Origin of the sequence: Bacillus cereus group sp. BfR-BA-01355 (genome assembly GCF_022663675.1) — a bacterium.
Lineage (GTDB): Bacteria > Bacillota > Bacilli > Bacillales > Bacillaceae_G > Bacillus_A > Bacillus_A thuringiensis_S.
Window position 1 is genome coordinate 1 of the sequence record NZ_JAKUFY010000006.1, and the last position, 22,463, is coordinate 22,463.

Here is a 22,463-nt window from a genome sequence, read left to right on the forward strand (position 1 = left end):
AATCACCAAAGGTTCCAAAAGAAACTAAATAACCTGAGTCCATATAAATATAGAACTCAGGTTGCTTAGTTGTGTTTTTTGAATACTGTCTACTTGACAGGGGTCACTTCAAGGTGCCTTTTCTAATAGTTTTTTAGCAGAAGCAACTGCATCCGATAATGATTAATAGTATAAAGAGTACAACGAGTAAAGCAAAGCCTCCAGCAAAACCGCAGCCTTCGCCGCAACTACCACTATATCCCATAATAATAGTTCCTCCTTTAGATAAGAGAATACAACTAGGATCCATTCCACGGATTTTAATGGGTTCACTTTACCTTATGTTTTTACGTATGAATTGAGCAGGTCCTTTTGAAAATAAGCGAAAAATTATTTAATGTGTTGCCCCTGAATGTTGATAAGTACCGACGTTCGAAAGGTGCTTAAAACGTATAATCCAGAAGTAATTGTTGTAAATGGAGGGAGGCAAAATTTCTTCAAGGGAATCCTGTAATTATGACTAAAGAAGCTATTTATCAAATACATATGGAAGCTGTTAATCATTACTTACTAACTAGAAAAGAATTAAAAGATTTTATCAATGAAAAAGGACTTTCCAACAATATTTTAGTACCATCCGATGGTGAAGTATCCCACTTTCCAATATAAATACTTAAATACTTAAATACTTATGCGCTTTTTTTGATTATAAGCGTTGGTTTTCAAAATAGGGTGCTTACCAAACATGCCCATCAAGTCAAGATAATATAATACTCCCAGAACAAAAATTTTGGCGTGTTGCTCGTAATTAGTGTTTTGCGATAACTCGTTCTTGTTAGTTTGATAGTGATGGGGTGCTACCTCAAATAGATAAAATTCCATTCTTCTTTGTAGGAAACCTATAGGACTTAAATACTTTTGAATATTGAATACAAATTTAGACATGAAAAAACACGATCTATTCTTATGTTTTTATAGAAAGAATAGATCGTGTTTTTTCATTTTAGGGGGATTTTATTTTGTTAGCTTGATAGCGATGTGATCATGCCTTTTTTTAGAGTCATACTATCAGTATATCCAAGATTAGGAGATTACTTGCAAGAGTCTTGGAAGTATTGCAATCGTGCTGTGTTATAATTCTAAAGTACTAACATTTCATGTAGGAATTATAGATGTCGTTTTGACATATGAAATGTAAAATCAATCTGTTATTTTGAGGGTTCAGGCTACCATTATCTAAACTAACATTCACACTAAAAGAAGTACAAGGAGGAAGGTATATCTATTAAAATAGTGAGGTATACCAAATTAGAAATGAACATTAAATTTAATAAAAAAGTAGTAGCATTCACGGCAGGATTAACAGTATTATCTTCACCATTGGTATCGTTTGCAGAGGAACAAGAATTAGTAAACAATAAGCAACCTACAAACGTTCAGGAACAAAGTAAAACAACAACAGATGAACAGGCTTTAAAAAGTATTGAAGCTAGTTTTGAAGAGGTAGACGGACGTGGTGGAGGTACTGTCGACAATAAGAAAGCAGATAGTTTTCAACGTTCAGAAGGTATTCATGAAGAAACAGGTACATTAACTGTTCCTAACAATTCAAACAGAACAAAACGTAGTCTGTCTCCCATATCACCTAGTACCTCTAGTACAATAAACGGTGTTCCATTCACTGAATGGATTGTTCCAGCAGGTAACGATAATATTCGTCCTCAAAACTACATGAGTCCAAAGTACATTACAATTCATGAGACTGATAATACAAGTGTAGGAGCAGGTGCTAGAAACCACGCTCAATACCTATATAACCAAGCAGTAGGAAACACAGACCGAGCTGCATCGTGGCATTTTACAGTAGACGATAAAGAGATTTATCAACACCTACCATTAAACGAGAACGGATGGCATGCAGGAGACGGTGATGGTCCAGGTAATAGAGAATCCATTGCAATTGAAATCGCAGTTAATAGTGACGGAAACTACAGTAAAGCGGTAGATAACGCTAAGAAACTTGTAGCTTATTTAATGAAAGAAACTGGTGTACCGTTAAATAACATTGTAAAACACCAAAAATGGAGCGGTAAAATCTGCCCTGCTAACATGATTAATAATGGGCAATGGGATGTATTCGTAAATAGCGTTGAGGGGTATTATAATAATCTTTATCAACCAAAGGATGACATTACAGGAGGGTGGTATGAAGAAGCTATTCGAGAGTTAAATAGAAGAGGTATTATGATAGGGGAAGGAAACGGAGTTTTCGCACCCAATAGAGCGATAACAAGAGCCGAATTTGCTCAATTAATCTCTAACTCTCTAAACCTGCCAGCTGGAGATGCTTCATTTAAAGACCTAAACGATGCAAATTCAACTTTACGGGATGGTATTAAACGTACTGCAAGTGCAGGTATCATTCAAGGTAGAGGAGATGGTTATTTTGACCCAAACACACCTATTACAAGAGAAGAATCAGCAATTATTGTAAACAAGGCTTTACAGTATAAAGGTATATGGGGACCAGTTGTAAACCTACCATTCTCAGATAAAGACCAAATTATATATAAAGAAGATGTACAAAGACTGTATGGCCTAGGTATTGTAAGAGGTAAGGGTGACAATCAATACGACCCTAAAGGAACAACAACTCGTGGTGAAACAGCAACATTCATTCTAAATATGCTACAAGTAATTGAAAATGGTAGTGTTGAAAAGGTAATTGGAACGGCTCAAATTAATGGTATTGGGGTAAATGTTCGAAGCGGATCAGGTACAAACTATTCTATTGTTAGAAAGACAAGTAAAGGCGAAAAAGTTACAGTATATGAAGAAAAAAATGGTTGGCTAAGAATTGGAACAGGTCAGTGGATTTATTATGACTCTAGTTATATCGACTATAACAGATTATAAAAGACTAAATAGTTAAAAGAACAGGCCATATTTGGATATATAACTTAATCTCAGGTTGTGAAGAAGACTTTCTCCACAACCTGTTTTTGTGTCTGCCTCCCTCTTTACCTACCAATACTGATAAAAAGAGGAAAAGGAGAGATTCATTATGATGGGTGCATCGAAAAATCACCGTGATCAGCGTGTATACAATTTAATTTACCTTATGTTTTTACGTATGACTTGAGCAGGTCCTTTTGAAAATAAGGGAAAGATGATTTAATGTGCTTCCCCGGAATATTGATTACCCATTTTCTAAAAAACAAAACATTTAATTATAACTATAATAGGATTGTTTAATATAATGTATTAATCCTAACAGAAGGGAGGATTAGCCATGCAATTAGTTTGTTTTAAAGTAGTAAATGGTCAATACTTTTTAGTTGTAGAAGGTATCGAGATTCCTGCGCCAATTCCAGCGTTTGCTGCAGCTTTATTAATTGGTTTAGGAGTAATCCCGCTTTGTTCTTAATTTAAGGAACTCCAAACAGCTCTATCTTTCAATCAATAAACCCTTAAGTATATGAATGTTTGAGGGTTTTCTTATAATAAAAAAAGAAAAGACGCCATAAGGCGTCCCCACAATTAGGTAGATAAGACTTTAGTTTTCCAATCTAAAGAAATTTTGTATCAGCTCTTTGAAAGTATATCATAATATCTGATTGATTTATTTATTATGTATTATTACATACTTTTCTCAAACCCTCTAGTTTCTAGTAGATAAAATAGAATCCTAATATTACTAAAAATCAAATAAATATTTCTAAAAAACCTAAATATTTATAAGGGTAATAAAAGTGATACATTTAAGGTGCAAATTATAAAAAATATTAAAGGGGAGATAAAGCAGTATTAAAAAAACTATTATAAGCGGTGCGCATTTATACAGGTTATATGAACCTGAATTTTGTTAAAAAGATACTCATTTAAGTGTACTTTTTCTGACTTGGACTAACATAATTTTAATAATATGAATGTTGGAGGCTGATCCCAATAGGGGCATAATGAAACGAAATACCAACAGCGCTTTAGCTAGCCTATCATGCAGTAAAATCTTATTATTTATAGGAACGATTATATCAACGGGCTCCTTACTAAAATAATGAAGAATCATCATTTGTTTATTCTGATTTCTGGAAAAGTTTTAATAGATTCATGCTGAACAAACATACTTTTTAGAAAGAGGAGAGATTATTGATGGATAGTCAATTACCATATCAACAGCAAAAAAGAGAAAAGGCACTTGTGATTGGAGCTGGTATTGCAGGCTTACTTACTGCACGCGTGCTTTCCAGTTATTTTGAGGCAGTGATAGTTGTTGAAAAAGATGAGTTACCTCAAAAACCATCTGAACGGCCAGGTACACCCCAAGACTTTCATCCCCATCGTGTATTACCACGTGGAGAAATAATTATGAACCGTTTCTTTCCTGGATATGTTGATGATCTATTAAATCTAGGGGCCCATAATGTCAAAAATGATAAAATGATTCGATTTTCTCCGTATGGGGAACTGGAACTAGTTATAGAACGAAAAGGTGCAGCAAGCAGTCGAGCATTGTTAGAATGGACAATCCGCCAACGTGTGCAAGAAATTCCTAATGTACATTTTTATTCAAAGCAAGCGGTGACAGGCCTTTTAGCTTCGTCTGATCACAAGCGTGTTATTGGGATTCATATTCAAGAACGAGACGAATTAAAAACAAAGCGAACTGTGTTAACCGATTTGGTAGTTGACACATGTGGTCGTCAATCTAAACTCAATAAATGGCTTACATCTATGGGATATGATGTTCCAGAATCAGAACGTTTAAAGGTGAATTTTGGATATAGCACGAGATATTATAAAGTACCGTCACATATCAAAGAGAAATTGAGTGCAATTTCTGAAGGAGATCCTGCTAAAAACGTTGGTGCTGTAGGGTTATTATATATTGAAGATAACATAGCTCAAGCGCTACTATTTGTTGCTGGAGGGATGCACTATCCACCAACCAATTCAAAAGAATATGAAAAAGAACTGGATTCTTTAGTTACCCCTATGATGAGGGAGTTAATTAAAGAGTTAGAACCAATTAGTGTCCCAAGAGGATTTAGAGCGCAGGAGTCAACTCGTCAACATTTTGAACAAATGGAAAATTGGCCATCTGGATTATTAGTGTTAGGTGATGCTTTTTGTAACTTTGATCCCATTTATGGACAGGGGATGACCGTAGCTGCCATTGAAGCTGAAATGTTAGATACTTGTTTAAAAGAACATTCTACTCATAAACCTGGATTCGAACGCAAGGTGCTGCAACGTATGCAACAAGCTATTGAACCGGCATGGTGGCTGAGTTCAATTGCGGATTTACGTTGGAAAGGTGTTGAACATGTAGGAGCTGTTCCACTAAAAGGTGTGAAATTTGCACAGAAATATTTTGATTTATACCTTAAACAAGCTGTAAAGCAAGCGAATGAGGGGAATTCATCCATGCTCCAAAAATATATAATGATGAATGGGCTAGTTCATTCGCCTCATGATATCATTAACTCAGATATGTTAAGGATGTTAATCAATGGAGATGAGTCTTTAGAAGAGAATGAACTTTTGAACGAACTTGGAGAAGTAGATAAGAAACCAATGCAAGAAAGAATAAATGAATTAATCCCTTCTTTTTCATTAGCTTTTGAGAATAGCATTCCAAATTTGTTCTCATCCATTTCAATTTCTAATGTCAAATGAGGAAAAGAAACATTGCTCTAATTAGGGCAATGTTTCTTTTATTAGATAAGCAGTATTTAATCAACTACTTTTTCAATTGTTGGCATTATAGCGATTGGTGGTAAAGAGTAAGTCCAAGCAGCAGCGTATACGTTTAATTTTTCACCTAATTTGTAGTTTTCACCATTGGATACAGGTACTCTTAAAATTTTATTTTGGGAAACTAGCTCCCACCAATTATGCTGATAATAAAGTGCTTCTTCTTTCGTAAAAGTATCAGCAACAATTAAGTAATTATCGTCTGCTGAAATAACATAGCCCGTGAAAGGTATTTGTATTCGTACCTGTTCCTCCTTAATTGGAGAAGTGTTATTGGCAGTATCCGCAGAAGCAGGTGTTAAGCCAAAAGTAAATCCGCACCCTAATGTTAATGTTGTAACTACTGTTAATAATTTTTGTTTTTTTGAAAACATAATAGAAAGCCTCCTTAAATTTTATTACCACACCAACACCATTCTATTCATTTAGATATAAAGCCTTTCTGCATTCAAATATTTAACAATTTTGTCATAAATAAAACAAAATTGTAAGTGATATGTATTTTTAGAGTGATTTATGATATAATTCACTAGGTAAAGTATTTTCGTGGTTCATCTCTATATAGTTTTTTACCCTACTTACTCTGTAAAATATTATTGGTGAAGAGAGAATGTTTTCTCTCTTCTTTTTTTATTTGACATTAATAATATCGTTAATAAAGGATGTTTAATATTTTTTAGGCTATTTTGTTGTTGGTAATTAGTTTTGGTACGTATAATAAAATATGGTTTGATTAAGAGATTTAGTCTTGACGTACAGAATTTGCAAAATGTTGGTGTTCCGTCTTTATTTACATCAAATGTTAAATGTATTCTAATTTTAAATGAATTCAACATAATATTTTGTATCTATAATCCCAAAGGAAACTTTACATGGAAATGAAATTTTTCCTGCAGAAGCAGCCTGCATACAAGAAATTACCCAAGATTCCAATTCTAAAGGCAAGCGGTATACTTGAATATTACCATCACTGTTTTTTACAGTTACAATCGGTGTATTTACTCTGGTTGTAGCAAAATCGTCCGTTGTTATCATTCTTACTGCATTATTAGTGTGAAAACCAGTGTTTATAACTTCATAAATCTGTCCATCTTTCTCTTTAATAACCATAGGTATATTTAAATAGGGATAGTTTTTAATATCATTATGAATAATTGCTCCTACTGCATTCTTTCTTATTTGAACCTCTTGCATTCTTTTATGCTCCTTTATAATGATTTAAACATGTTTACGTAAATTTATTTTATTTTACATCTATATCTAAAGCTATTTTGCTCATTAAAGGGTTAGGGTCAATTCCTATTGTGCATTCGATCTGTGTTTTTGCATATATTTCACGTTTAAATTTCAACGCAAATTCATAGGGATCGTTAGTAAATAAATGAATGCTATCCGTAATATCCATGAAGAACTCGTCGATGGAATATTGGTGAAAATCCTCAATAGGAACGTACTGCAAAGCTAACTTTGTTATGTAATTAGAGCATTTAATGTATGTTCCCATAATCGGATTTATAACAAGAATGTCTTTTCTTCGAGGAATCTCGTATAATCTGGCCATCTTCTTTACTCCCAATTCTTTTAATGGGGGAGTGGCAGCTAATACGAAAGAACCGTTTCTATTTACATCACCGACTACTGCCAATTGTGTATACATAGGATCTAACCCCATTTTGATGCAACTTATAGAAGCGTAAAAGCTACGTAAATCAACACATAAGATGATTCTATTCGGTAAGATAGAATAGTCATACACTGCTATTCTTTCCTAAACAAAAGAACGTTTGTTCTTATTATATACGAGCTTGTGTTCTTTTATAAAGAGGTTTTGTTTTAAAATAATTTTTTCAGATATTTTTCTTGTGGGAGCAGCAGTTCTAACAACAATCAGTAATAGGGGGCGTGACATATGTCCATCAAGCTAAAATTTTAACATACCCACAAAAAGAAAATTTTTATCTCTCTACACCAATTTATGACAAATTATTTTTTTCATTTTTAGGATAATGAATTTCTTAACTTGATGGCAATGACCTAACATTAAAGTGTATGGGTAATTTCTATTAATTAATATATTGAATTTAATAAATATAAAATTAAAGCATAGGTGTATGATAAACGTATGTAATATCCTTCATTATGTCCATAAATGTGCCCTGGATTTATTAGTATTTTTTTGCTAAAACCATACTAAATAAAGGCCGCAATAAAATTAAAGGTAAAATGAACAGAATATTCAAAATTATATATATCAACTTATTTAAAGGTTAATCTAATGTAATACCATGATACCATGGTTTTACATTAGATATAGATAATTTTGGAAAAGGGGAAGATTCTATGAATGTTCAACTAGAAAATGAACAAATAACAAAATTATTAAACGACTGGTATCAATCCATGTTAAAACAACAATTAGTTAAAGCAAAACAATTAAAAGAGTATATAGAAAATGAAATTAACAATGTCAAGGAAAATCAAAACGTACTCTTATATTATTCTTTATTAGATTTTAGATACAAAGCATTAACAGATTGGATAAGTATTAACGAAAGCAGTTTTGATGAAATGGATAATTTCACAACTCCAGCAGATGACTTCCTAGCTTATTATTATCACTTCTTTAAAGCATTCCATTCTACTTTAACATCCAATTACACTGAAGCAAGTGAACACTATGAAAAAGCTAAAGAACTATTAATACACATTCCTGATCCAATAGAACATGCTGAATTTAATTATCGAATGGGGTATTTTTATTATCAAATCTATAAACAAGTAATAGCTCTTGATTATATAAAATTAGCTAAAGAAGAATTTTTAAAACATGAAGGTTATGAAATAAATGTAGCACTATGTGACAATTTTATAGGTCTGTGTTGTATTGATTTAAAACATTTCGAATTAGCTGAGGAGTCATTTAATAAGGCACTAGACACATTCCAAAAAAATAACCATAAAAATTCTATCCTTATGGTAAGACATAATTTAGCTTGGTTATATTCAAAACAAAATTTATCTAAACTCGCGATTCGTCATGTATCTGAAGTAACAAAGAACAATCCAAACCATTTCAAAGCATTTTTCGTAGAAGCATATGAATACTATAAGATAAATGACCATAATTACAGCGATCAACTAATTCAAAAAGGATTAAAACTTAGTAACGATTTTAACAATCAAGAATTCCAACATCGTTTTAAAATTTTAAGAGCCCTCAACAACAATGTCCCTACATTAACTTTAGAAATATTTATTTCAGAAGGTATTACTTATTTCAAACAAGAAAAACTATGGGAATGCGTAAAAGAATATGCTGATATCTTAGCTCTAAAGTTTTATGAAGAAAATAACCATAACAAAGCAAGTCAATATTTTTATATGAGCAATACAGCTCAAAAAAATGAATTAGAAAAAGGAGCGTTAAAATAATGAAAAAAATCTATCTAACTATACTTGGAATATCTTTAATTAGTATCCTATCGTTAGGGTTAAACGACTCTTTTAAAAATCAAGCTGTAAATATAGGAGACGGTGGAGGTGCACCAGCAAGACCAGATTATTTATTACAAACACACGCTGACTTATAAGAAAAAAACACCTTCATTCTTGAAGGTGTTTTTTTATAATCTGATTTTTAAATAAATGAAAAACGGAATATATCAAAGTTCTCTAAGCTAACATTATATTCCAATTATTAGAAAAATATTAAAAATTTTCATTTTTTGTTCTATTATGGATGTGAGGAGAAATTATACTTATAAGGGAGCTGTATTAGTTTGAAAAAATTTTTAGGATTAGTTTTTGTCGTAGTTATATTAGCTTTTGGAGTTTTTCAACCATACTCACTAAATTTAGAAAAAGTTTTTGCACAAGATAATACTAGTAACAATATTAATAATAATACCAAAGAAAAAAAGATCGATTGTGTACCTTGTAAAAAACCAGAAAATCTTTCGAAAAACGAAACAAATAAATTTGCTGACGAACAAATTTTGGACAAAGTAAAAAAACAATTAACTGATCTTAAACAAAACAAATTAAGTATTTATTCCACAGCAGATTTTGAATGGAAAGAAGCTGTTAAAGTCGATTATAAAGAGAATAAAACATCGGCTATCATAATTCCTTCAAAAGAAAACCCTAAATCTAATGATACAAAACAATATCTAACTGTAGGATTTAACGAATCTGAAAGTAAGTTTGCAGACCCTACATTTTTAGAGTTGAAAACACCAAATAATGGTGATACGATTCTTTTAACAGTAAAAACATTAGATGGTAAAAATGTAGGGACTTTAGACCTAAATTCAAAAGATGGAAAACTTAATCAGATGAAATTATTCACTGATGGAAAAAGTGAATCAATCTTAAAAGAAAACAATGCAAAAGCAGGTTACTGGGAAGATGTTCAACGTTGTATTAAAAACAACTGGAAAACTATGCCTCAATGGGCTAAATGGGCTTGCGAAGGTGCATGTGGAGGATGTTTATTTGCTAGTCCATATGCATGTGGTGGTTGTCTTGGATGTCTAGCTGGTTACGCAATTGGTTGCGCTGCTAGTCAAATATAAAAAGAAGGGTGTGATTCCTCAAATGGAAATGTCTAAAGGAATACTGTTTTATAGACTAACATTGATTATTGCTTGTTTCGCAGTAGTTGCCTTCACATATCCATCTGAATTCTCTAAATTCGCATTAATCGCAGGTATTGTTGGTATTTTTATTACACTAGATAAAATAATAGCAAAAGATAACAAAAAAAGAGTTTATCTCCTCGTATCATTACTCTTTTTAATCGGATTTGCTATAACCTTCTACTACACATTCTTATAAAAATACTTTACAATAGGCGATACTTCAAAAAAAAGAATCCTGATTTTTAAAGGATTCTTTTTTTTGCTCTCCTTCTCTTTTCCCCCCTTAACAAACCAGATTAGCTAGCCAAAACAGGATATGCGAAGGGTAGGGGGCAAAGCTGGGGTGTGGAAAGCCTTTTGACTATGTGTAATTATTTCACTGCCTCTTTAAATTCTTTTCCAGCTTTAAAAGCAGGTGCTTTTGAAGCCGCGATTTGCATTTCTTCACCTGTTTGTGGGTTACGTCCTGTACGTGCAGATCTTTCACGTACTTCAAATGTACCAAAACCAAGAATCTGTACTTTCTCTCCAGTTGCTAACGCATTTGTTATTGTATCTAATAATGCTTGTGTTGCTGCTGCAGCATCTTTTTGTGTAAGTTCAGCTTTTTCTGCTACTACTTTTGTTAATTCAGTTTTATTCATTTTCTGCACCTCTTAATATGTAATTAGGTGACTATTATAACGTGTGTGTATTCATGACGCAATTATACTGTACTTAGAAAAGGCCATAGCAAGAGATAGAGGACAATGTCTGTGTAAAAGGCATAAGAAGGATATTAATTATCGCTTTAAACTCTGTTCATATTTCTTTACATCTTCCATGGTTTTAAATATTAATACATCAAAAATTCCTTTTTCATTCCCACATACAACAACAAAACCATCTGTTGCTTCCAAAACTCTACCGACGCCACCATCTGTAAGTGTAATACTGGTGATATGTTTTACGTTCAGTTTATCTTCTTTTTGAATGTAAGTAGTTATGGGGGTTCCTACAGGAAATGCGTCTGTGATTTCTTTTGTTGTATATGCGCCATCATCTACTGATTGAGTTTTAGTTGTAATAGAATCAGTTTGAGTGGCACATCCTGTTGAACATATTAAAAGAATGCCAGTAATCATACTTACACATGCTGTTTTTACCATTCACAAAATCCTCCTATAACTGTTCGTATTGTCAACCCATTTAGGGTAACAAATTATATATACGAAGTTTGTTGGATTATATGAGTCGTAATTCAAAAAAGATACAGGTATTTTGGCAGAATGTGTTTCAAACAAAAAAAAGACACCCTAAGGTGCCTTTCTGCGACTTGAACCAACGTAATATGGTATTGGATGCCAATCCAATTATTATTTTACCACATTAAGTAATTTTGGTTGTTGAGAAATATAATTCAAATCTATATGTTGTTTATTTTTGCTTCGTTAGCTTTTTTGTAATGGATTCTTCAACCTGTTCAGATTTACTTTTAATTTCATCGGTAATTGCTACCTTGCTACCCTGGTGCACACAATACAGGTGTTTGTTGCACCAGAACCAAAAAAAGTAATTAAATGTAAAAAAGTTAAAAATCGAAACATATGTTATTATTATATTGAGAATTATAAATTAAAGATGGCATCTGGAAGGGAATAGTTATAAATGAAAAACATAAAGGGGAAGTTATCTTTTAGCATTGATATTATAGGTTGTATCCTTTGCATTATAATGTTTATTATAAGTCTTGTTAATTTTAGAACATGGGTACACCCATTTTTATTCCTTATCTTCGGACTAATTTTCTTCATTAATATAGTAAATACCCGTAAGAGAAAAGGGTGTAATTCAAATTAAAATAAAAATGTATCCGTATAACCAAAAAACGCTATTCTTTTTGTAGAAATATACAGAGAGGATGGCATTTTTTATAAATTTTTTGTTTCAAGATGAATTCCAATGAATTGCTAAGGGATTATATCAATATTTTCCTCCTTCACTTTTAGAATAGCTGGCTAGAGGGGGAGATTTTGTTTAAAGAAAGGGAGTTTTTGCGATGTTACCTGATTATATAAAGATAGCTCATGAGATAGCCAAAAAAGCCCATGCTGGACAAGTAGATAAAGCAGGTATGGATTATATCAAACACCCTGAGGCGGTTGCTAGCTTTGTAAATACGAACGAAGAGAAGGCTACTGCTTATTTGCATGATGTTCTGGAAGATACAAAGATAACTGCTAATGATCTGTTAAGTGCTGGTATACCTCATAACGTAGTTGAGGCAGTGCAGGTACTGACAAAAGAGAAATACACACCTTATTTTGAGTATTTGTGCAGAGTGAAAGAAAATTCTCTTGCCCGTACAGTTAAACTTGCAGACTTAAAACATAATTCTGATCGCTCAAGACTTGCTAGGATAACAGATAAAGACCTAAAACGATTGGAGAAGTATCGCAAAGCGATTCAGTATTTAGGGGAATAAAAGAAACAGCAACTTCTTAAGTGATAATTTCTTATAATACTAGTTGTTTAAAGAAACTCCTTCTTGCAATGTTTTAAGGCATGTAAGAACAATTCTCTGGTTGTTAAAAAATAAAAAATAAGAGACTATATTCTAAAGAATCCTAGAATATAGTCTCTTATTATAAGCTTTAAAACATCAATTCAGGAATATGCAAATGATTTTTAAATAAGTTCCAAGTCTCATCTAGAATGGGTTTTGGTGGTATGTAAATAATTGTTCCATCCCGACCTCTTGTTAAAATAACTCGATATGCATTGAGTTTAATTTGGAACGGATCTTCGACACCCCATTGATAGTGTTGCCCCTTCCAATTCCCATTTTGTAGATATAGATCATCATCCCATTGAACAAGCGTCATATCTAGTTCAAGACCCTGTGTTTGGAATTCAGTTGAGCTGTAGTTGAGCGCTCTACAATAGTATTGGGATTCGGCATAGTTAAAGTATTGAGCGATCTTACTAGGGCGTTCATATCGTTCATCTCTTGGTAGAACAGGGACTTCTTTTTGATGATCAGCGCCACCAGCACAGACAACGCCAACTGTTTTTGTATCATCCTGATAAAGCTGATGTAAAGTGTGTTTGGCTTTGGCTAAATCACGCGTAATAAAAAGTTGATAATGTTCTTTTGGTAGCTTATGAATAAGCTGTTTTGTTTGTTCAAAATTAGCATCTAATAAGGTATTAATAATTTTATAGTATTTTAAAGCTGCATGAGCACGGAAAGATGAGTTTAAATGTAGCTGAGAATGTGTTCTATAATGTGCTGCATTTGTGAATATAGAATTAGAATGTTTAGAGTGAACAGTCACGTTTTTTCCAGCGATCGCATGATTCCACAGGGCGAGACCGCCTTCTTCTCCAGAATAGATCTCTTGTCCGTCTCCGATTAAGCCAATTGTTACACTCCACGGTTTATTGTTTGTTGTAACATTCATTATAATATCCGGTTCACTTAAGTTTTGAACTTCTCGATTTCTTCGAGTGAGTGATTGATCGACTTTTTTTGTATCCCATGCTCGTTGGGCCTCATCAAAAATGATTATTTGTTCTTTTGGAATCATTCTCTTTTCGAGAAAATCCATTTTATAGCCATATAGACCTTGTACGAAGGTTCTATTTTTCAACGTATCTTGTAATACGTCTACTAATGGGCCGTTACCAGATAAATAAACTGCATTTTTCATCTCGTGTGCAATGGTCAGACCTAAATATGTTTTACCTGCTCCTGGCTCGCCAGATACCAAAATAAGATGATGGGTATTTGTATGTTGGGCTTCTTCAATAATTGAGCGTACAGTTTGTTGTACTTCTGGGAAATTACTGCTTGATACAGCTTTAATGTCAGGGAATGGTTCATTATTTAAAATAGAACGAGCAGCTTCTAGCATAGAAGGTGAGGGTTCATAGACACCATTGATTACTTCCTCTAGCATTAAAGTTGGTGCTTCTGTTTTATTTAATATTCGTTTAAGAATACTTTCCAATCCATCAACTGTTGAAAGGGTTACTTGATACTCTTTTTGGAAAACCCAGCGTTCGCCTTCATAGTTTGTAAGCAGTAAAACACCTATGACTTGCATGTTAGATTGTTGAATAGCTGAGTGATAATGTTCAAGATCACGCATATAAAGAGATGTTTGGATATATTCAGAAGGTGAAACGCTATTATAACTTTTACATTCGAGGACTATCAGATAACCATTGATCAGTAAAAGTACATCTGGGCGACGACCGCCTCCGCGTAAAATCTCATATTCAAAAATAAGTGATACATCTAAATCAGAAAATCGATTAAATAAATCTTGTAGTTTATTATAACTATCAATCCATGCTCTCTTTTGAGAATCTATTTTTGTATCATTTGTATTGGTTTTATAAACATGATCTAACAATTGTTTAATAAAAAACTGTACATCTAATTGCTTAAATTGTTCAATAGTTCCAGCCCAGCCATAGTTCAATACAAAAGCCTCCTCGAATCATAGTAGTATATATGTATATCTTTATTATACGGAATAATATAACTAGTTTGGAATAAGAAAAGAGTTAAGCCGTATTTTTTCTAGAAAATTGTACAGTAATAAAAGATTTTCATTATATTTTGAGGGCTATCGATAACAAAAGAATTGATTTAGATGAAGATATTTTATGCTTAAACATAGTCTCTTAACTAGAGCACGAAATCATATTATTACCCAATTGTCACTTTTAAATAAAGTCACTATGTTTTGAAAAAAGATGCGATAAAATATAAAAAGGAAATGGCCCATTTGTTAAAAAGATCAATTTCCTTTTTACGATTTAAATATGTTTAAATTTTATTATGAAGGAACCTAAATCATAGCCTGTTTTTATTATAGCTATAGCTGAAATGATAGCTAATGGGTATTTAATAAATGGTTTGTTGAGGAATTCCTTTATATTTTTCATGTTGTAGACCTCCATTGTATTAATTGTATTATTATATATAGTATCATAAATATAATGGTTAACAGTCATTATATTTATCCCTATTAGTGAAGAATGGTACTTAAATTGACGGAGAGTTAAACAAAATAATGAGTAACAAAACGATCAAACTTTTTATGAAAATCGCATACCAATTTACAAAGAAAGAGTCCATTTTGAACAAGCTTATGTCAAAATGGACTCTTCTTATTTATCATATAATATGTGTTTGTGTTACTATTACTATTTAATAAAGTTGTGTTCTTTATTAAATAGACGTATCGTCTATAAAAATTGTACTGTTTTCAGTCCTTTTTATTTTAAAGTTAATGTGATATATTCATAACATAAAGAGCGAAATACATCACATGGGGGTTTTTATGAAAAATAAGTTGTCTTATTTAGGATTTCTCGGTTTTTTGGGGTTTTTAGGTCCGTTTACATTTTTAGGTAATATTTCATGGGCATATTATTTTTTCGGTTTCTTTTTCTTCTTCGCATATGCAAAAGTAGTACCAGATGAGCTTTTTATACTGCATGTTCGGATCGCCGCTACAAGAGCTTTTTTCGTAGCAGTAGTACTAGGAAGTATACTACTTTTGAGTGTTTTTATATTAGAAAATTTACATATAATTCGGTTATTCGTTATAATTTCATTTCTCATACCTTTAGGCACATTTATAATTAATTTAGAAATATTTGAGCGCAGAGAAAAGAAAGGAATGCAAGATGCCACTTAAGACTAGAATGAAAGAATATAGAGTAAAGCTAAATATGTCTCAAGAAGATTTAGCCAAGGAGGTTGGTGTTAGAAGGGAAACAATTGGCAATCTCGAAAATGGAAAATATAACCCTTCCTTCAAACTTACTTATGATATTGCGAAGGTTTTAAAAGCACCTCTTGAAGTTTTGTTTTGGTTTGAAGAATAGTTCATGTATGAGTAAATGATTATGATAGATATGTTCATGAGTTTTGAACAATCTTTTTTATAAAAACTAAATGCAGATTTCTAACAAAAGACTCCATTTTGATTAAACCTTTTTCAAAGTGGAGTCTTTTTGTTTACCATAAATTATGGGTTTGTGGTTTTTTGTTTAAATTTCATTACAAATCAACATCAATTTGCGAATACCTGGTTTGTAGATAAAAGAGAGCCGCAAACATCTGTATGCAATATATAAAAGGTGCCAATTCTATTGTTAATAATGGAGATTGATAGCTCCTCTACGTTCACTTTTATAGAAGAGGGGAGATGAAATAAGCTAAGATACAGCTGTTTTAGTAGATTTGCTTTATTTTTCAATTAATTTGAACGCAGGTGATAATTTGTTAAATACACTATGTTGTTCATTTCCTTCTTGGTTCATACCTGCTTGATAAGATGAAAATCCTTTATATGTTTTTCTTTTCCATTGCCATAAGCCATTACTTTGATCGAATTCACCATAGTAATGATTGTAATCAAGCTTGTTTCCTGTGTTTTTATTAAAATTATTGCTAATAAAAATACGGCTATTACTTGCATAGATTTGGTTATTGGTAATTACATTGTTCCGAGTATCGTAATTTAATTCGATTTGGCCACTCTCTTGATCTTTTGTATCATTTTTATAAATTACATTGTTCGTAATTGTGTTATTTTCTGCATATCCTTGCTGACTATCATATCCACCAATTGCAATGCCACTCATGATATTATTGGATATCGTATTGTTTCTAACCGTAATTTGGCTTGCACTTTTTCCTGCATGTTCGCTAGCTACTTCAATACCGAGGTCGTTTTCATAGCTTTGATTTTGCTCAATGATAATTTCCTTCCCACCATCCACGTAAATACCATCAGCGGAATATTCATTATAACTCGTATTATTGATGGATGAATTGTGATGGACAATGTTATTACGAACAACTCCATTTCGTGCCTGATCTAAAGCAGCTACTGGAGATACGCCTTCATGTCCAATCAGAACAATTCCGATGTTGTTGTTATCATGCACTTTGTTATTGGTAACTTCAAAAGAATCTACATTTCCATTCACAGCAATAGCCTCACTTAGCCCTAATTTCAAATTCGCTACTTCGTTATTATCAATTACAATATGATTTAAATTATTTTGTGCACTAGATGAAGTACCGTATACAGCAATGCCATGTGCATTTCCATTCTTTACATTCGCTTCAATGTGGTGGATATAATTATTTCTAATATCAATGTAACTTCCTGTTCCGGTGATATAAATACCAATAGGGGTTTCGTTAACTTTCGTTGATTTTAAATTACGAAATTCTAATCCTTTTACTTGAATATAATTCTTGTTTTCTATTGTAAATAACCCATCATCCTCTAACTTGACTTTAGAACCATCTAAAATGACCTTTTCATCTTGGTAATTTTGAAAAGTAATGGGTGCTCCTGAGGTACCAGAATGAGCGACACGAACTTTTTGGTTATAAACTCCGCCTCTTATGTAGATTGTACTTCCTTCTTTTGCGACATTAGCAGCTTTTTGAATGGTAGCAAAAGGTTGATCTAATGTACCGGGATTGAGGTCGTTTCCTGTTGGCGATACATAGTAATTTGTAACAGAAATTACATTGTCATTGGATTGTGCAAAGGTAGAGGTAGGGAGTGTGAAAATTAACATACTGAAAGAAAGTATAAAGATAAAAAGCGATTTTTTTAATGAGCGAAATATTGTTTGATATTTCATCATGATCCTCCTTCTTTTTATAAGCATTCCTTCTCAACTATATAGTTAAAACTGACGATTTATATCTTGTATCAATAAAATATTTACTTGGAATTCTGGGGGGCGCATTAACGACTAGTTAACCGCTAAACATCTTTAATAGGAGATAATATTGAGTTTTTATCTTTTTATGAAAACCAACTATTGGGAGATATTACTTGGTTCATGTATTGAATGTAATAGATGCAAATGATTTTTAAAGTTTACATAAATATAAAATCTATTCTACGTTTGTTAGATGAATTGAAGATTCTTATCGAGCAAGGTGATTTAGCAAGTTTTCAATTTATTGAGGTGTGAAAGTCCGCAAAGTTTGTGTAAAGTAATTCTGGAATAATTTAATGAAATTATTGAAGTAGACTAATATACCTAAGAAACTTATGTATTTGCATGAGCTTTTATTGTGGAAAAGGTAAGAAAGACATAAATCAGTAATCAATATGAGTTTTGCTGTCACCAAGTAAATAAGAGTAAAGAATTTTTTTGGATAAATTAGAAATTGATTTCATCTGCCATCACATGTTTAAGCCTCTATATAATATGTGTAACTCGCTTGGGTAACCTTAAAAAGAAATAGTTTTTTTGATTAATAGAATGAAGCTAACTATAAGTAGTAAGTTTTAATATTCAAATTATATTTTATCAATTATTTTTATCTTGCAACAAATAATTCAGTGCAATATATTAGAATAAACTTACAATATAGGATTAAAATTGATAACTTGTATAAAAATAGATATATCTAGTGGGAAACTTTGGTGATTGGTTGAAAAAGAAAGTGTTTTTTGATCTATGTCTATGTTGGTTTTGATAATAATTTGGCATTAAGTTTTTGGGAGAATACGGGTTTTAAAAAGAAATTTTTTTTTATCGAATAATTAATCCCTATGTAGTAGTTTAAATACAAGTTTAGAGTAATTTGTTAGAGTGAAAAATAAGTAAATTCACTGGGCTATTAGTAATAAAAAGTCTTTCATTAAGTTCTAAATGATTTTCTTTTTATTTATTAATATAAATGATAGAAAGGTGATTATTTTGAAAGAGTACATACTTACATTTTTACGAACAGCAAAACCAAAACGGGTAAAAACCGAGGCCATTGAAAAGTATCTATACAGGGAATATAAAGATTTTTATGAAGAGCAAGGTTACTATAATGAATTTGCACGTACTATGTTGAAGTTGGTAGAAGAAGGTCTTATAAAACCAGTTAAATCTTGGGGAGAAAATAGTTTGTTTCCACCATTATATAATGGATATCAATTTATGCCGCAAGAAAATACTAACGAAATACAGGTACAAAGACTATTAACAATGTTTCACCCCACATTATCTTTTTCCTACTACATGACAAACTACAACCAATATCAAATCGATGAACCCTTCATTTATGCAATAAGTGATTTTCTCTATGAAGAAGGAAAACAAGTAGTAGAAATAATTTCGGTAAATGAGCGCTCATTTGAATTATTTCATGATGAAAAATTATTAAAAAGGCCCCAAGGAAAAACATTATTAAAACATTTAGGTATTACGTATAAAGATCTAGCTTGTTACGAGACACACGAACCATTTTTTTATATTAAAAGTAAGAAGCAGCAGAAAAAAAGACTACAGGTACTCATCATCGAAAATAAAGATACTTTTTTTAGTTTGAAGCGTTTATTTCAAAGCGGTATGAACACTTGGTCAGGTATTTCATTTGACTTCTTAGTATACGCGGAAGGTAAGAAAATCATCCATAGCATTTCTTTCATGCAGGAGATTTTAGAAAATGATCAGGATTGTCATATTTATTATTACGGGGATATGGATCCGTCTGGCATCCGTATTTGGTATTCGATGAGTAAAAATACACCTTACATCTGTGAACCATTTGTTCCATTCTATCTTGACTTATTAAAAAAACATGAAAATCATACTATACAGCAACGTACGGAGCAACTGATAAGTGAAGAGGAATTAACTGCTTTTTATTCTTATTTTGGTGCAGAAGAGGCAGTAAGAATGCAAAATATATTTATGAAACAACATTATCTCCCACAAGAAGGATTAACTAAAGTTGATTATCGTCGGTTAGGAAGTGTATAGGATGGAAAATTGGAATGAATTGTTTCATGGTTTCGATGAAAGGATGAAAAATCTTAGTGTGTTTCAGCCTCTCTTACAATTACAATCAAAAAATAGATTCAAAGAATATCCTTTAATATCACTGGGGATGGCAGTTTTGCTCTATATATTAGAAAATATGCTAAGCGAAAATAAACCTACAACAAATGAAGAACTCACCTATTTTCTCCAAAAAATATTAGAAGAATCTCATAAGGAAGGAATAACGTTTCAGGAAGCGGACGAGCTAAGGATCGTCCTTGTAGACAGGTATTTACGTAATAATGGCGCACCCCATACTTTTTCCTATTATGATTTTGTAAATCAAAAGGAACAGAATTTTCAATTCCATTATATTGAATACGATACGTATGATATTCGTGAATTGCGAGAAAAACGTGTGCAGCTAAAGCTAACTACTGTTGGGATTGAAATGTTATTTAAAACAAAAGAAATGTTTAATGAATTGCAAATTTCTATTTCACAATTATACTTCAAACAACAAATGGAGAAAGGCTTGTTTGATGGGGCGCTCCGGACAGTACGTGAGTTATCCTTACAGATTCGAAGTGAAAAGCAAAAAATGATCGAGCTGCAAGGAAAAATTATTAAAGACGCAATTGAAGTATCGAAGAAAAAAGAGTTGGAACTGCAAATGAAGCGTGTAAACGAACAAACTGTTCGGGAAAGAACTACGTTTTTAGAATTGAAACATCTCGTAGAGGATGCACTGCATCGATACTACAAGGGAGAGTTGACAAAAAAAGAAGAAAAAGGCATAGATACTATCTTGCAAATCGATTACCGTTTAACAGATGTAATTTCCTTACATGAATCGTTATTTATTGAAAAGCAAAGGCTGGAAAAGGTTATGAGCGAATCCATAGAATACTTGATTTTAAACGCATTCTCCGTGAAGCTTAACTTTGAAAAAGAAGTCCTAGGAGAAATCGTACGAAATCATGTAGGAGTTGAATCTCTTGGTGAAGTGGTACGACCATTTATATCGCTACGCATCCCTCATTTTTTTCACCCTGCGCGCATGTTTGAAAAACAAAGGCGAAAAAAGGAGAAGGAAGAGCAAGAAATGTTTATCCCTGTGATTGATGAAGAAATTCTCATGGAGCAAGAAAGGAAGGAACGGTATGAGGAAGAGCAGTTGCAAAGAGAACAAAGATATCTGTTAAAACTACTCTTACAACCGCTTTTAACAAAAGAATCCTACACGATAAAAGAGATATTGGATACTTTACGGGAAGATGATAGTAATGCATATACAAGAATTACAAAAGGGCTAATGCTTTATTCCTTTTTGGTTACTCTACATACAGCAGAAACAAAATTTGAAATTATTCCGACAGAATTGCTTCCATTTGTGGAACCGATAGCTAGACTATTTCATGAATTGACTATAGAAAATCCAGAATTTACAGAAATCGGATACGTATCAATTGATCCAAACGGAGAATCAATGACTTTGGAGAGTGGATATATCCTTGCAAACTTTACTATTCAGAGGGGGAACTCATATGTATTGGGAAGTAACTGAGGTAGAGGCCGCATTTGAATTATTTCTTGTGTTTTTACGAAAAGGAAAAATCGAAAAGAATGAGAGGGATTTGTACCAATTATATGACAAAGAACAAGTTCAAGATATCTTACACCAATTGATTGAGAAACAAGCTAATATGAAAATATTTGAAGCAAAAGATGGCTTATATATTGTACCAAACATGGATAATGAGATTTTTAGCTATTCAAATGAAGAGCTTCGTATAAAAATGAAACTGAAAAATAATCGGGAGTTGTATTTGGCATATTTTGCTATGCTTACGGTGGTTTCTAAATTTTACAACAGTGAAGATCAAACGTTATCAACTCGAGTGTATGTGACGATTGAAGATGTGGAGTCTACGATTAACTATCATATAGAACAGTTTGAGAAATCTATAAAAGAGTTTGACGATACAGAAGACCTTGCCGACTTTTATGACTTAGATATTGACGGGATTGTAAAAGCATGGAACGGACTTAGAGTATATGACGAAAAAGCAAAAAATATTGAATTGACAGAAAATAATCGTATTGGTTTTTTACTAAAGGTATTTCGATTTATGCAAGAAGAAAATCTGTTTATCGTGCGAGAATACAAAGAGATTGAGTTAACTGAAAAGTTGAAAAGGATAGTTACTTCATACTATTTTAATAGTTTTCGCAAAGAACAACTAATGAATCTATTACAAAAATCGGATGGAAGGGTTGGAAACTAGC

General features: G+C 32.3%; 22 protein-coding genes and 1 pseudogene. 14 read left to right on the forward strand and 9 right to left on the reverse strand.

The genetic code is table 11. The annotated features are described in order from the left end of the window. Positions 1 to 133: 133 nt before the first annotated feature. Positions 134 to 244, reverse strand: a complete 111-nt coding sequence (locus MR167_RS03320) for a YjcZ family sporulation protein (RefSeq protein WP_000542355.1) — start codon at positions 242 to 244, stop codon at positions 134 to 136. 251 nt (positions 245 to 495) lie between these two features. On the opposite strand from MR167_RS03320, the gene MR167_RS03325 reads away from it, so the two are divergent. From MR167_RS03325 to MR167_RS03335, 4 genes are all read left to right on the forward strand, one after another. Continuing rightward, complete coding sequence (locus tag MR167_RS03325) at positions 496 to 648, forward strand: hypothetical protein (RefSeq protein ID WP_231577724.1); 153 nt, start codon at positions 496 to 498, stop codon at positions 646 to 648. Between the two features lie 645 nt (positions 649 to 1,293). Further along, positions 1,294 to 2,895 carry an S-layer homology domain-containing protein gene (locus tag MR167_RS03330; protein WP_242313880.1) on the forward strand — a complete coding sequence of 534 codons (1,602 nt, stop codon included), beginning with the start codon at positions 1,294 to 1,296 and terminating at the stop codon, positions 2,893 to 2,895. Positions 2,896 to 3,271: 376 nt separating this feature from the next. After that, positions 3,272 to 3,406 carry a hypothetical protein gene (locus MR167_RS32915; protein WP_001177696.1) on the forward strand — a complete coding sequence of 45 codons (135 nt, stop codon included), beginning with the start codon at positions 3,272 to 3,274 and terminating at the stop codon, positions 3,404 to 3,406. Positions 3,407 to 4,131: 725 nt separating this feature from the next. Then, positions 4,132 to 5,658 (forward strand): NAD(P)/FAD-dependent oxidoreductase, encoded by a 1,527-nt coding sequence (locus MR167_RS03335; RefSeq protein WP_242313881.1) that lies wholly within the window; start codon positions 4,132 to 4,134, stop codon positions 5,656 to 5,658. 56 nt (positions 5,659 to 5,714) lie between these two features. Here MR167_RS03335 and MR167_RS03340 read toward each other — a convergent pair whose 3' ends face one another. The 3 genes and pseudogenes from MR167_RS03340 to MR167_RS03350 form a co-directional block, all read right to left on the reverse strand. Next, on the reverse strand, positions 5,715 to 6,110 hold the full coding sequence (locus tag MR167_RS03340) for a DUF3221 domain-containing protein (RefSeq protein WP_000491767.1): 396 nt from the start codon (positions 6,108 to 6,110) through the stop codon (positions 5,715 to 5,717). A 445-nt stretch (positions 6,111 to 6,555) separates the two neighbouring features. Then, entirely contained in the window at positions 6,556 to 6,930 is a 375-nt protein-coding gene (locus tag MR167_RS03345; protein WP_001158653.1) for a hypothetical protein, read from the reverse strand. 52 nt (positions 6,931 to 6,982) lie between these two features. Beyond that, a pseudogene (locus MR167_RS03350) lies at positions 6,983 to 7,492 on the reverse strand (Y-family DNA polymerase); the annotation flags it as partial. Positions 7,493 to 8,076: 584 nt separating this feature from the next. On the opposite strand from MR167_RS03350, the gene MR167_RS03355 reads away from it, so the two are divergent. The 4 genes from MR167_RS03355 to MR167_RS03370 all read left to right on the forward strand — a co-directional run bounded on the left by MR167_RS03355 (position 8,077) and on the right by MR167_RS03370 (position 10,572). Next, positions 8,077 to 9,168: a response regulator aspartate phosphatase gene (locus MR167_RS03355; protein ID WP_001102657.1), complete on the forward strand. Its 1,092-nt coding sequence runs from the start codon at positions 8,077 to 8,079 to the stop codon at positions 9,166 to 9,168. Beyond that, the gene (locus tag MR167_RS03360; protein ID WP_000725639.1) at positions 9,168 to 9,326 is read left to right on the forward strand and encodes a Phr family secreted Rap phosphatase inhibitor; all 159 of its coding nucleotides are present in this window, start codon (positions 9,168 to 9,170) and stop codon (positions 9,324 to 9,326) included. The genes MR167_RS03355 and MR167_RS03360 overlap by 1 nt, the downstream gene beginning before the upstream one ends. 189 nt (positions 9,327 to 9,515) lie before the next feature. Further along, positions 9,516 to 10,310, forward strand: a complete 795-nt coding sequence (locus MR167_RS03365) for a hypothetical protein (RefSeq protein ID WP_242313883.1) — start codon at positions 9,516 to 9,518, stop codon at positions 10,308 to 10,310. Between the two features lie 22 nt (positions 10,311 to 10,332). Continuing rightward, on the forward strand, positions 10,333 to 10,572 hold the full coding sequence (locus tag MR167_RS03370; protein WP_002001785.1) for a hypothetical protein: 240 nt from the start codon (positions 10,333 to 10,335) through the stop codon (positions 10,570 to 10,572). Positions 10,573 to 10,747: 175 nt separating this feature from the next. Here MR167_RS03370 and MR167_RS03375 read toward each other — a convergent pair whose 3' ends face one another. Continuing rightward, positions 10,748 to 11,020 (reverse strand): HU family DNA-binding protein, encoded by a 273-nt coding sequence (locus MR167_RS03375; RefSeq protein WP_001043942.1) that lies wholly within the window; start codon positions 11,018 to 11,020, stop codon positions 10,748 to 10,750. A 138-nt stretch (positions 11,021 to 11,158) separates the two neighbouring features. Then, positions 11,159 to 11,524, reverse strand: a complete 366-nt coding sequence (locus MR167_RS03380; RefSeq protein WP_000241086.1) for a hypothetical protein — start codon at positions 11,522 to 11,524, stop codon at positions 11,159 to 11,161. Positions 11,525 to 12,414: 890 nt separating this feature from the next. On the opposite strand from MR167_RS03380, the gene MR167_RS03385 reads away from it, so the two are divergent. Continuing rightward, positions 12,415 to 12,840, forward strand: coding sequence for an HD domain-containing protein (locus MR167_RS03385; RefSeq protein WP_000936396.1), 426 nt, complete (start codon positions 12,415 to 12,417; stop codon positions 12,838 to 12,840). Between the two features lie 169 nt (positions 12,841 to 13,009). Here the strand turns inward: MR167_RS03385 and MR167_RS03390 are convergent, their stop codons facing one another. Together MR167_RS03390 and MR167_RS32920 are read right to left on the reverse strand one after the other, a co-directional pair. Next, on the reverse strand, positions 13,010 to 14,845 hold the full coding sequence (locus MR167_RS03390) for a DNA/RNA helicase domain-containing protein (protein ID WP_242313885.1): 1,836 nt from the start codon (positions 14,843 to 14,845) through the stop codon (positions 13,010 to 13,012). Positions 14,846 to 15,185: 340 nt separating this feature from the next. Beyond that, on the reverse strand, positions 15,186 to 15,314 hold the full coding sequence (locus tag MR167_RS32920; protein ID WP_000789571.1) for a hypothetical protein: 129 nt from the start codon (positions 15,312 to 15,314) through the stop codon (positions 15,186 to 15,188). A gap of 398 nt (positions 15,315 to 15,712) precedes the next feature. Here MR167_RS32920 and MR167_RS03395 point away from each other — a divergent pair, with 398 nt between their 5' ends. Beyond that, positions 15,713 to 16,072: a DUF3796 domain-containing protein gene (locus MR167_RS03395; RefSeq protein WP_242313887.1), complete on the forward strand. Its 360-nt coding sequence runs from the start codon at positions 15,713 to 15,715 to the stop codon at positions 16,070 to 16,072. After that, complete coding sequence (locus tag MR167_RS03400; protein WP_001128812.1) at positions 16,062 to 16,262, forward strand: helix-turn-helix transcriptional regulator; 201 nt, start codon at positions 16,062 to 16,064, stop codon at positions 16,260 to 16,262. Before MR167_RS03395 ends, MR167_RS03400 begins: the two co-directional genes overlap by 11 nt. Before the next feature lie 363 nt (positions 16,263 to 16,625). On the opposite strand, the gene MR167_RS03405 is transcribed toward MR167_RS03400, so the two are convergent. Next, positions 16,626 to 18,044: a right-handed parallel beta-helix repeat-containing protein gene (locus MR167_RS03405; RefSeq protein WP_242313889.1), complete on the reverse strand. Its 1,419-nt coding sequence runs from the start codon at positions 18,042 to 18,044 to the stop codon at positions 16,626 to 16,628. Between the two features lie 1,074 nt (positions 18,045 to 19,118). On the opposite strand from MR167_RS03405, the gene MR167_RS03415 reads away from it, so the two are divergent. From MR167_RS03415 to MR167_RS03425, 3 genes are read left to right on the forward strand one after another with little or no spacing between them, the layout of a single operon-like run. Beyond that, on the forward strand, positions 19,119 to 20,174 hold the full coding sequence (locus MR167_RS03415; protein WP_242313891.1) for a Wadjet anti-phage system protein JetD domain-containing protein: 1,056 nt from the start codon (positions 19,119 to 19,121) through the stop codon (positions 20,172 to 20,174). Between the two features lies 1 nt (position 20,175). Continuing rightward, on the forward strand, positions 20,176 to 21,741 hold the full coding sequence (locus tag MR167_RS03420; protein WP_242313893.1) for a hypothetical protein: 1,566 nt from the start codon (positions 20,176 to 20,178) through the stop codon (positions 21,739 to 21,741). Continuing rightward, positions 21,722 to 22,462 (forward strand): DUF6063 family protein, encoded by a 741-nt coding sequence (locus MR167_RS03425; protein WP_242313895.1) that lies wholly within the window; start codon positions 21,722 to 21,724, stop codon positions 22,460 to 22,462. Before MR167_RS03420 ends, MR167_RS03425 begins: the two co-directional genes overlap by 20 nt. The last annotated feature ends 1 nt before the right edge of the window (position 22,463 follow it).

Bases quoted from the DNA above. Each gene is read 5' to 3' on its own strand.
- MR167_RS03320 (WP_000542355.1), bottom strand. From the start codon at position 244: ATGGGATATAGTGGTAGTTGCGGCGAAGGCTGCGGTTTTGCTGGAGGC.
- MR167_RS03325 (WP_231577724.1), top strand. From the start codon at position 496: ATGACTAAAGAAGCTATTTATCAAATACATATGGAAGCTGTTAATCAT.
- MR167_RS03330 (WP_242313880.1), top strand. From the start codon at position 1,294: ATGAACATTAAATTTAATAAAAAAGTAGTAGCATTCACGGCAGGATTA.
- MR167_RS32915 (WP_001177696.1), top strand. From the start codon at position 3,272: ATGCAATTAGTTTGTTTTAAAGTAGTAAATGGTCAATACTTTTTAGTT.
- MR167_RS03335 (WP_242313881.1), top strand. From the start codon at position 4,132: ATGGATAGTCAATTACCATATCAACAGCAAAAAAGAGAAAAGGCACTT.
- MR167_RS03340 (WP_000491767.1), bottom strand. From the start codon at position 6,110: ATGTTTTCAAAAAAACAAAAATTATTAACAGTAGTTACAACATTAACA.
- MR167_RS03345 (WP_001158653.1), bottom strand. From the start codon at position 6,930: ATGCAAGAGGTTCAAATAAGAAAGAATGCAGTAGGAGCAATTATTCAT.
- MR167_RS03355 (WP_001102657.1), top strand. From the start codon at position 8,077: ATGAATGTTCAACTAGAAAATGAACAAATAACAAAATTATTAAACGAC.
- MR167_RS03360 (WP_000725639.1), top strand. From the start codon at position 9,168: ATGAAAAAAATCTATCTAACTATACTTGGAATATCTTTAATTAGTATC.
- MR167_RS03370 (WP_002001785.1), top strand. From the start codon at position 10,333: ATGGAAATGTCTAAAGGAATACTGTTTTATAGACTAACATTGATTATT.
- MR167_RS03375 (WP_001043942.1), bottom strand. From the start codon at position 11,020: ATGAATAAAACTGAATTAACAAAAGTAGTAGCAGAAAAAGCTGAACTT.
- MR167_RS03380 (WP_000241086.1), bottom strand. From the start codon at position 11,524: ATGGTAAAAACAGCATGTGTAAGTATGATTACTGGCATTCTTTTAATA.
- MR167_RS03385 (WP_000936396.1), top strand. From the start codon at position 12,415: ATGTTACCTGATTATATAAAGATAGCTCATGAGATAGCCAAAAAAGCC.
- MR167_RS32920 (WP_000789571.1), bottom strand. From the start codon at position 15,314: ATGAAAAATATAAAGGAATTCCTCAACAAACCATTTATTAAATACCCA.
- MR167_RS03395 (WP_242313887.1), top strand. From the start codon at position 15,713: ATGAAAAATAAGTTGTCTTATTTAGGATTTCTCGGTTTTTTGGGGTTT.
- MR167_RS03400 (WP_001128812.1), top strand. From the start codon at position 16,062: ATGCCACTTAAGACTAGAATGAAAGAATATAGAGTAAAGCTAAATATG.
- MR167_RS03405 (WP_242313889.1), bottom strand. From the start codon at position 18,044: ATGAAATATCAAACAATATTTCGCTCATTAAAAAAATCGCTTTTTATC.
- MR167_RS03420 (WP_242313893.1), top strand. From the start codon at position 20,176: ATGGAAAATTGGAATGAATTGTTTCATGGTTTCGATGAAAGGATGAAA.
- MR167_RS03425 (WP_242313895.1), top strand. From the start codon at position 21,722: ATGTATTGGGAAGTAACTGAGGTAGAGGCCGCATTTGAATTATTTCTT.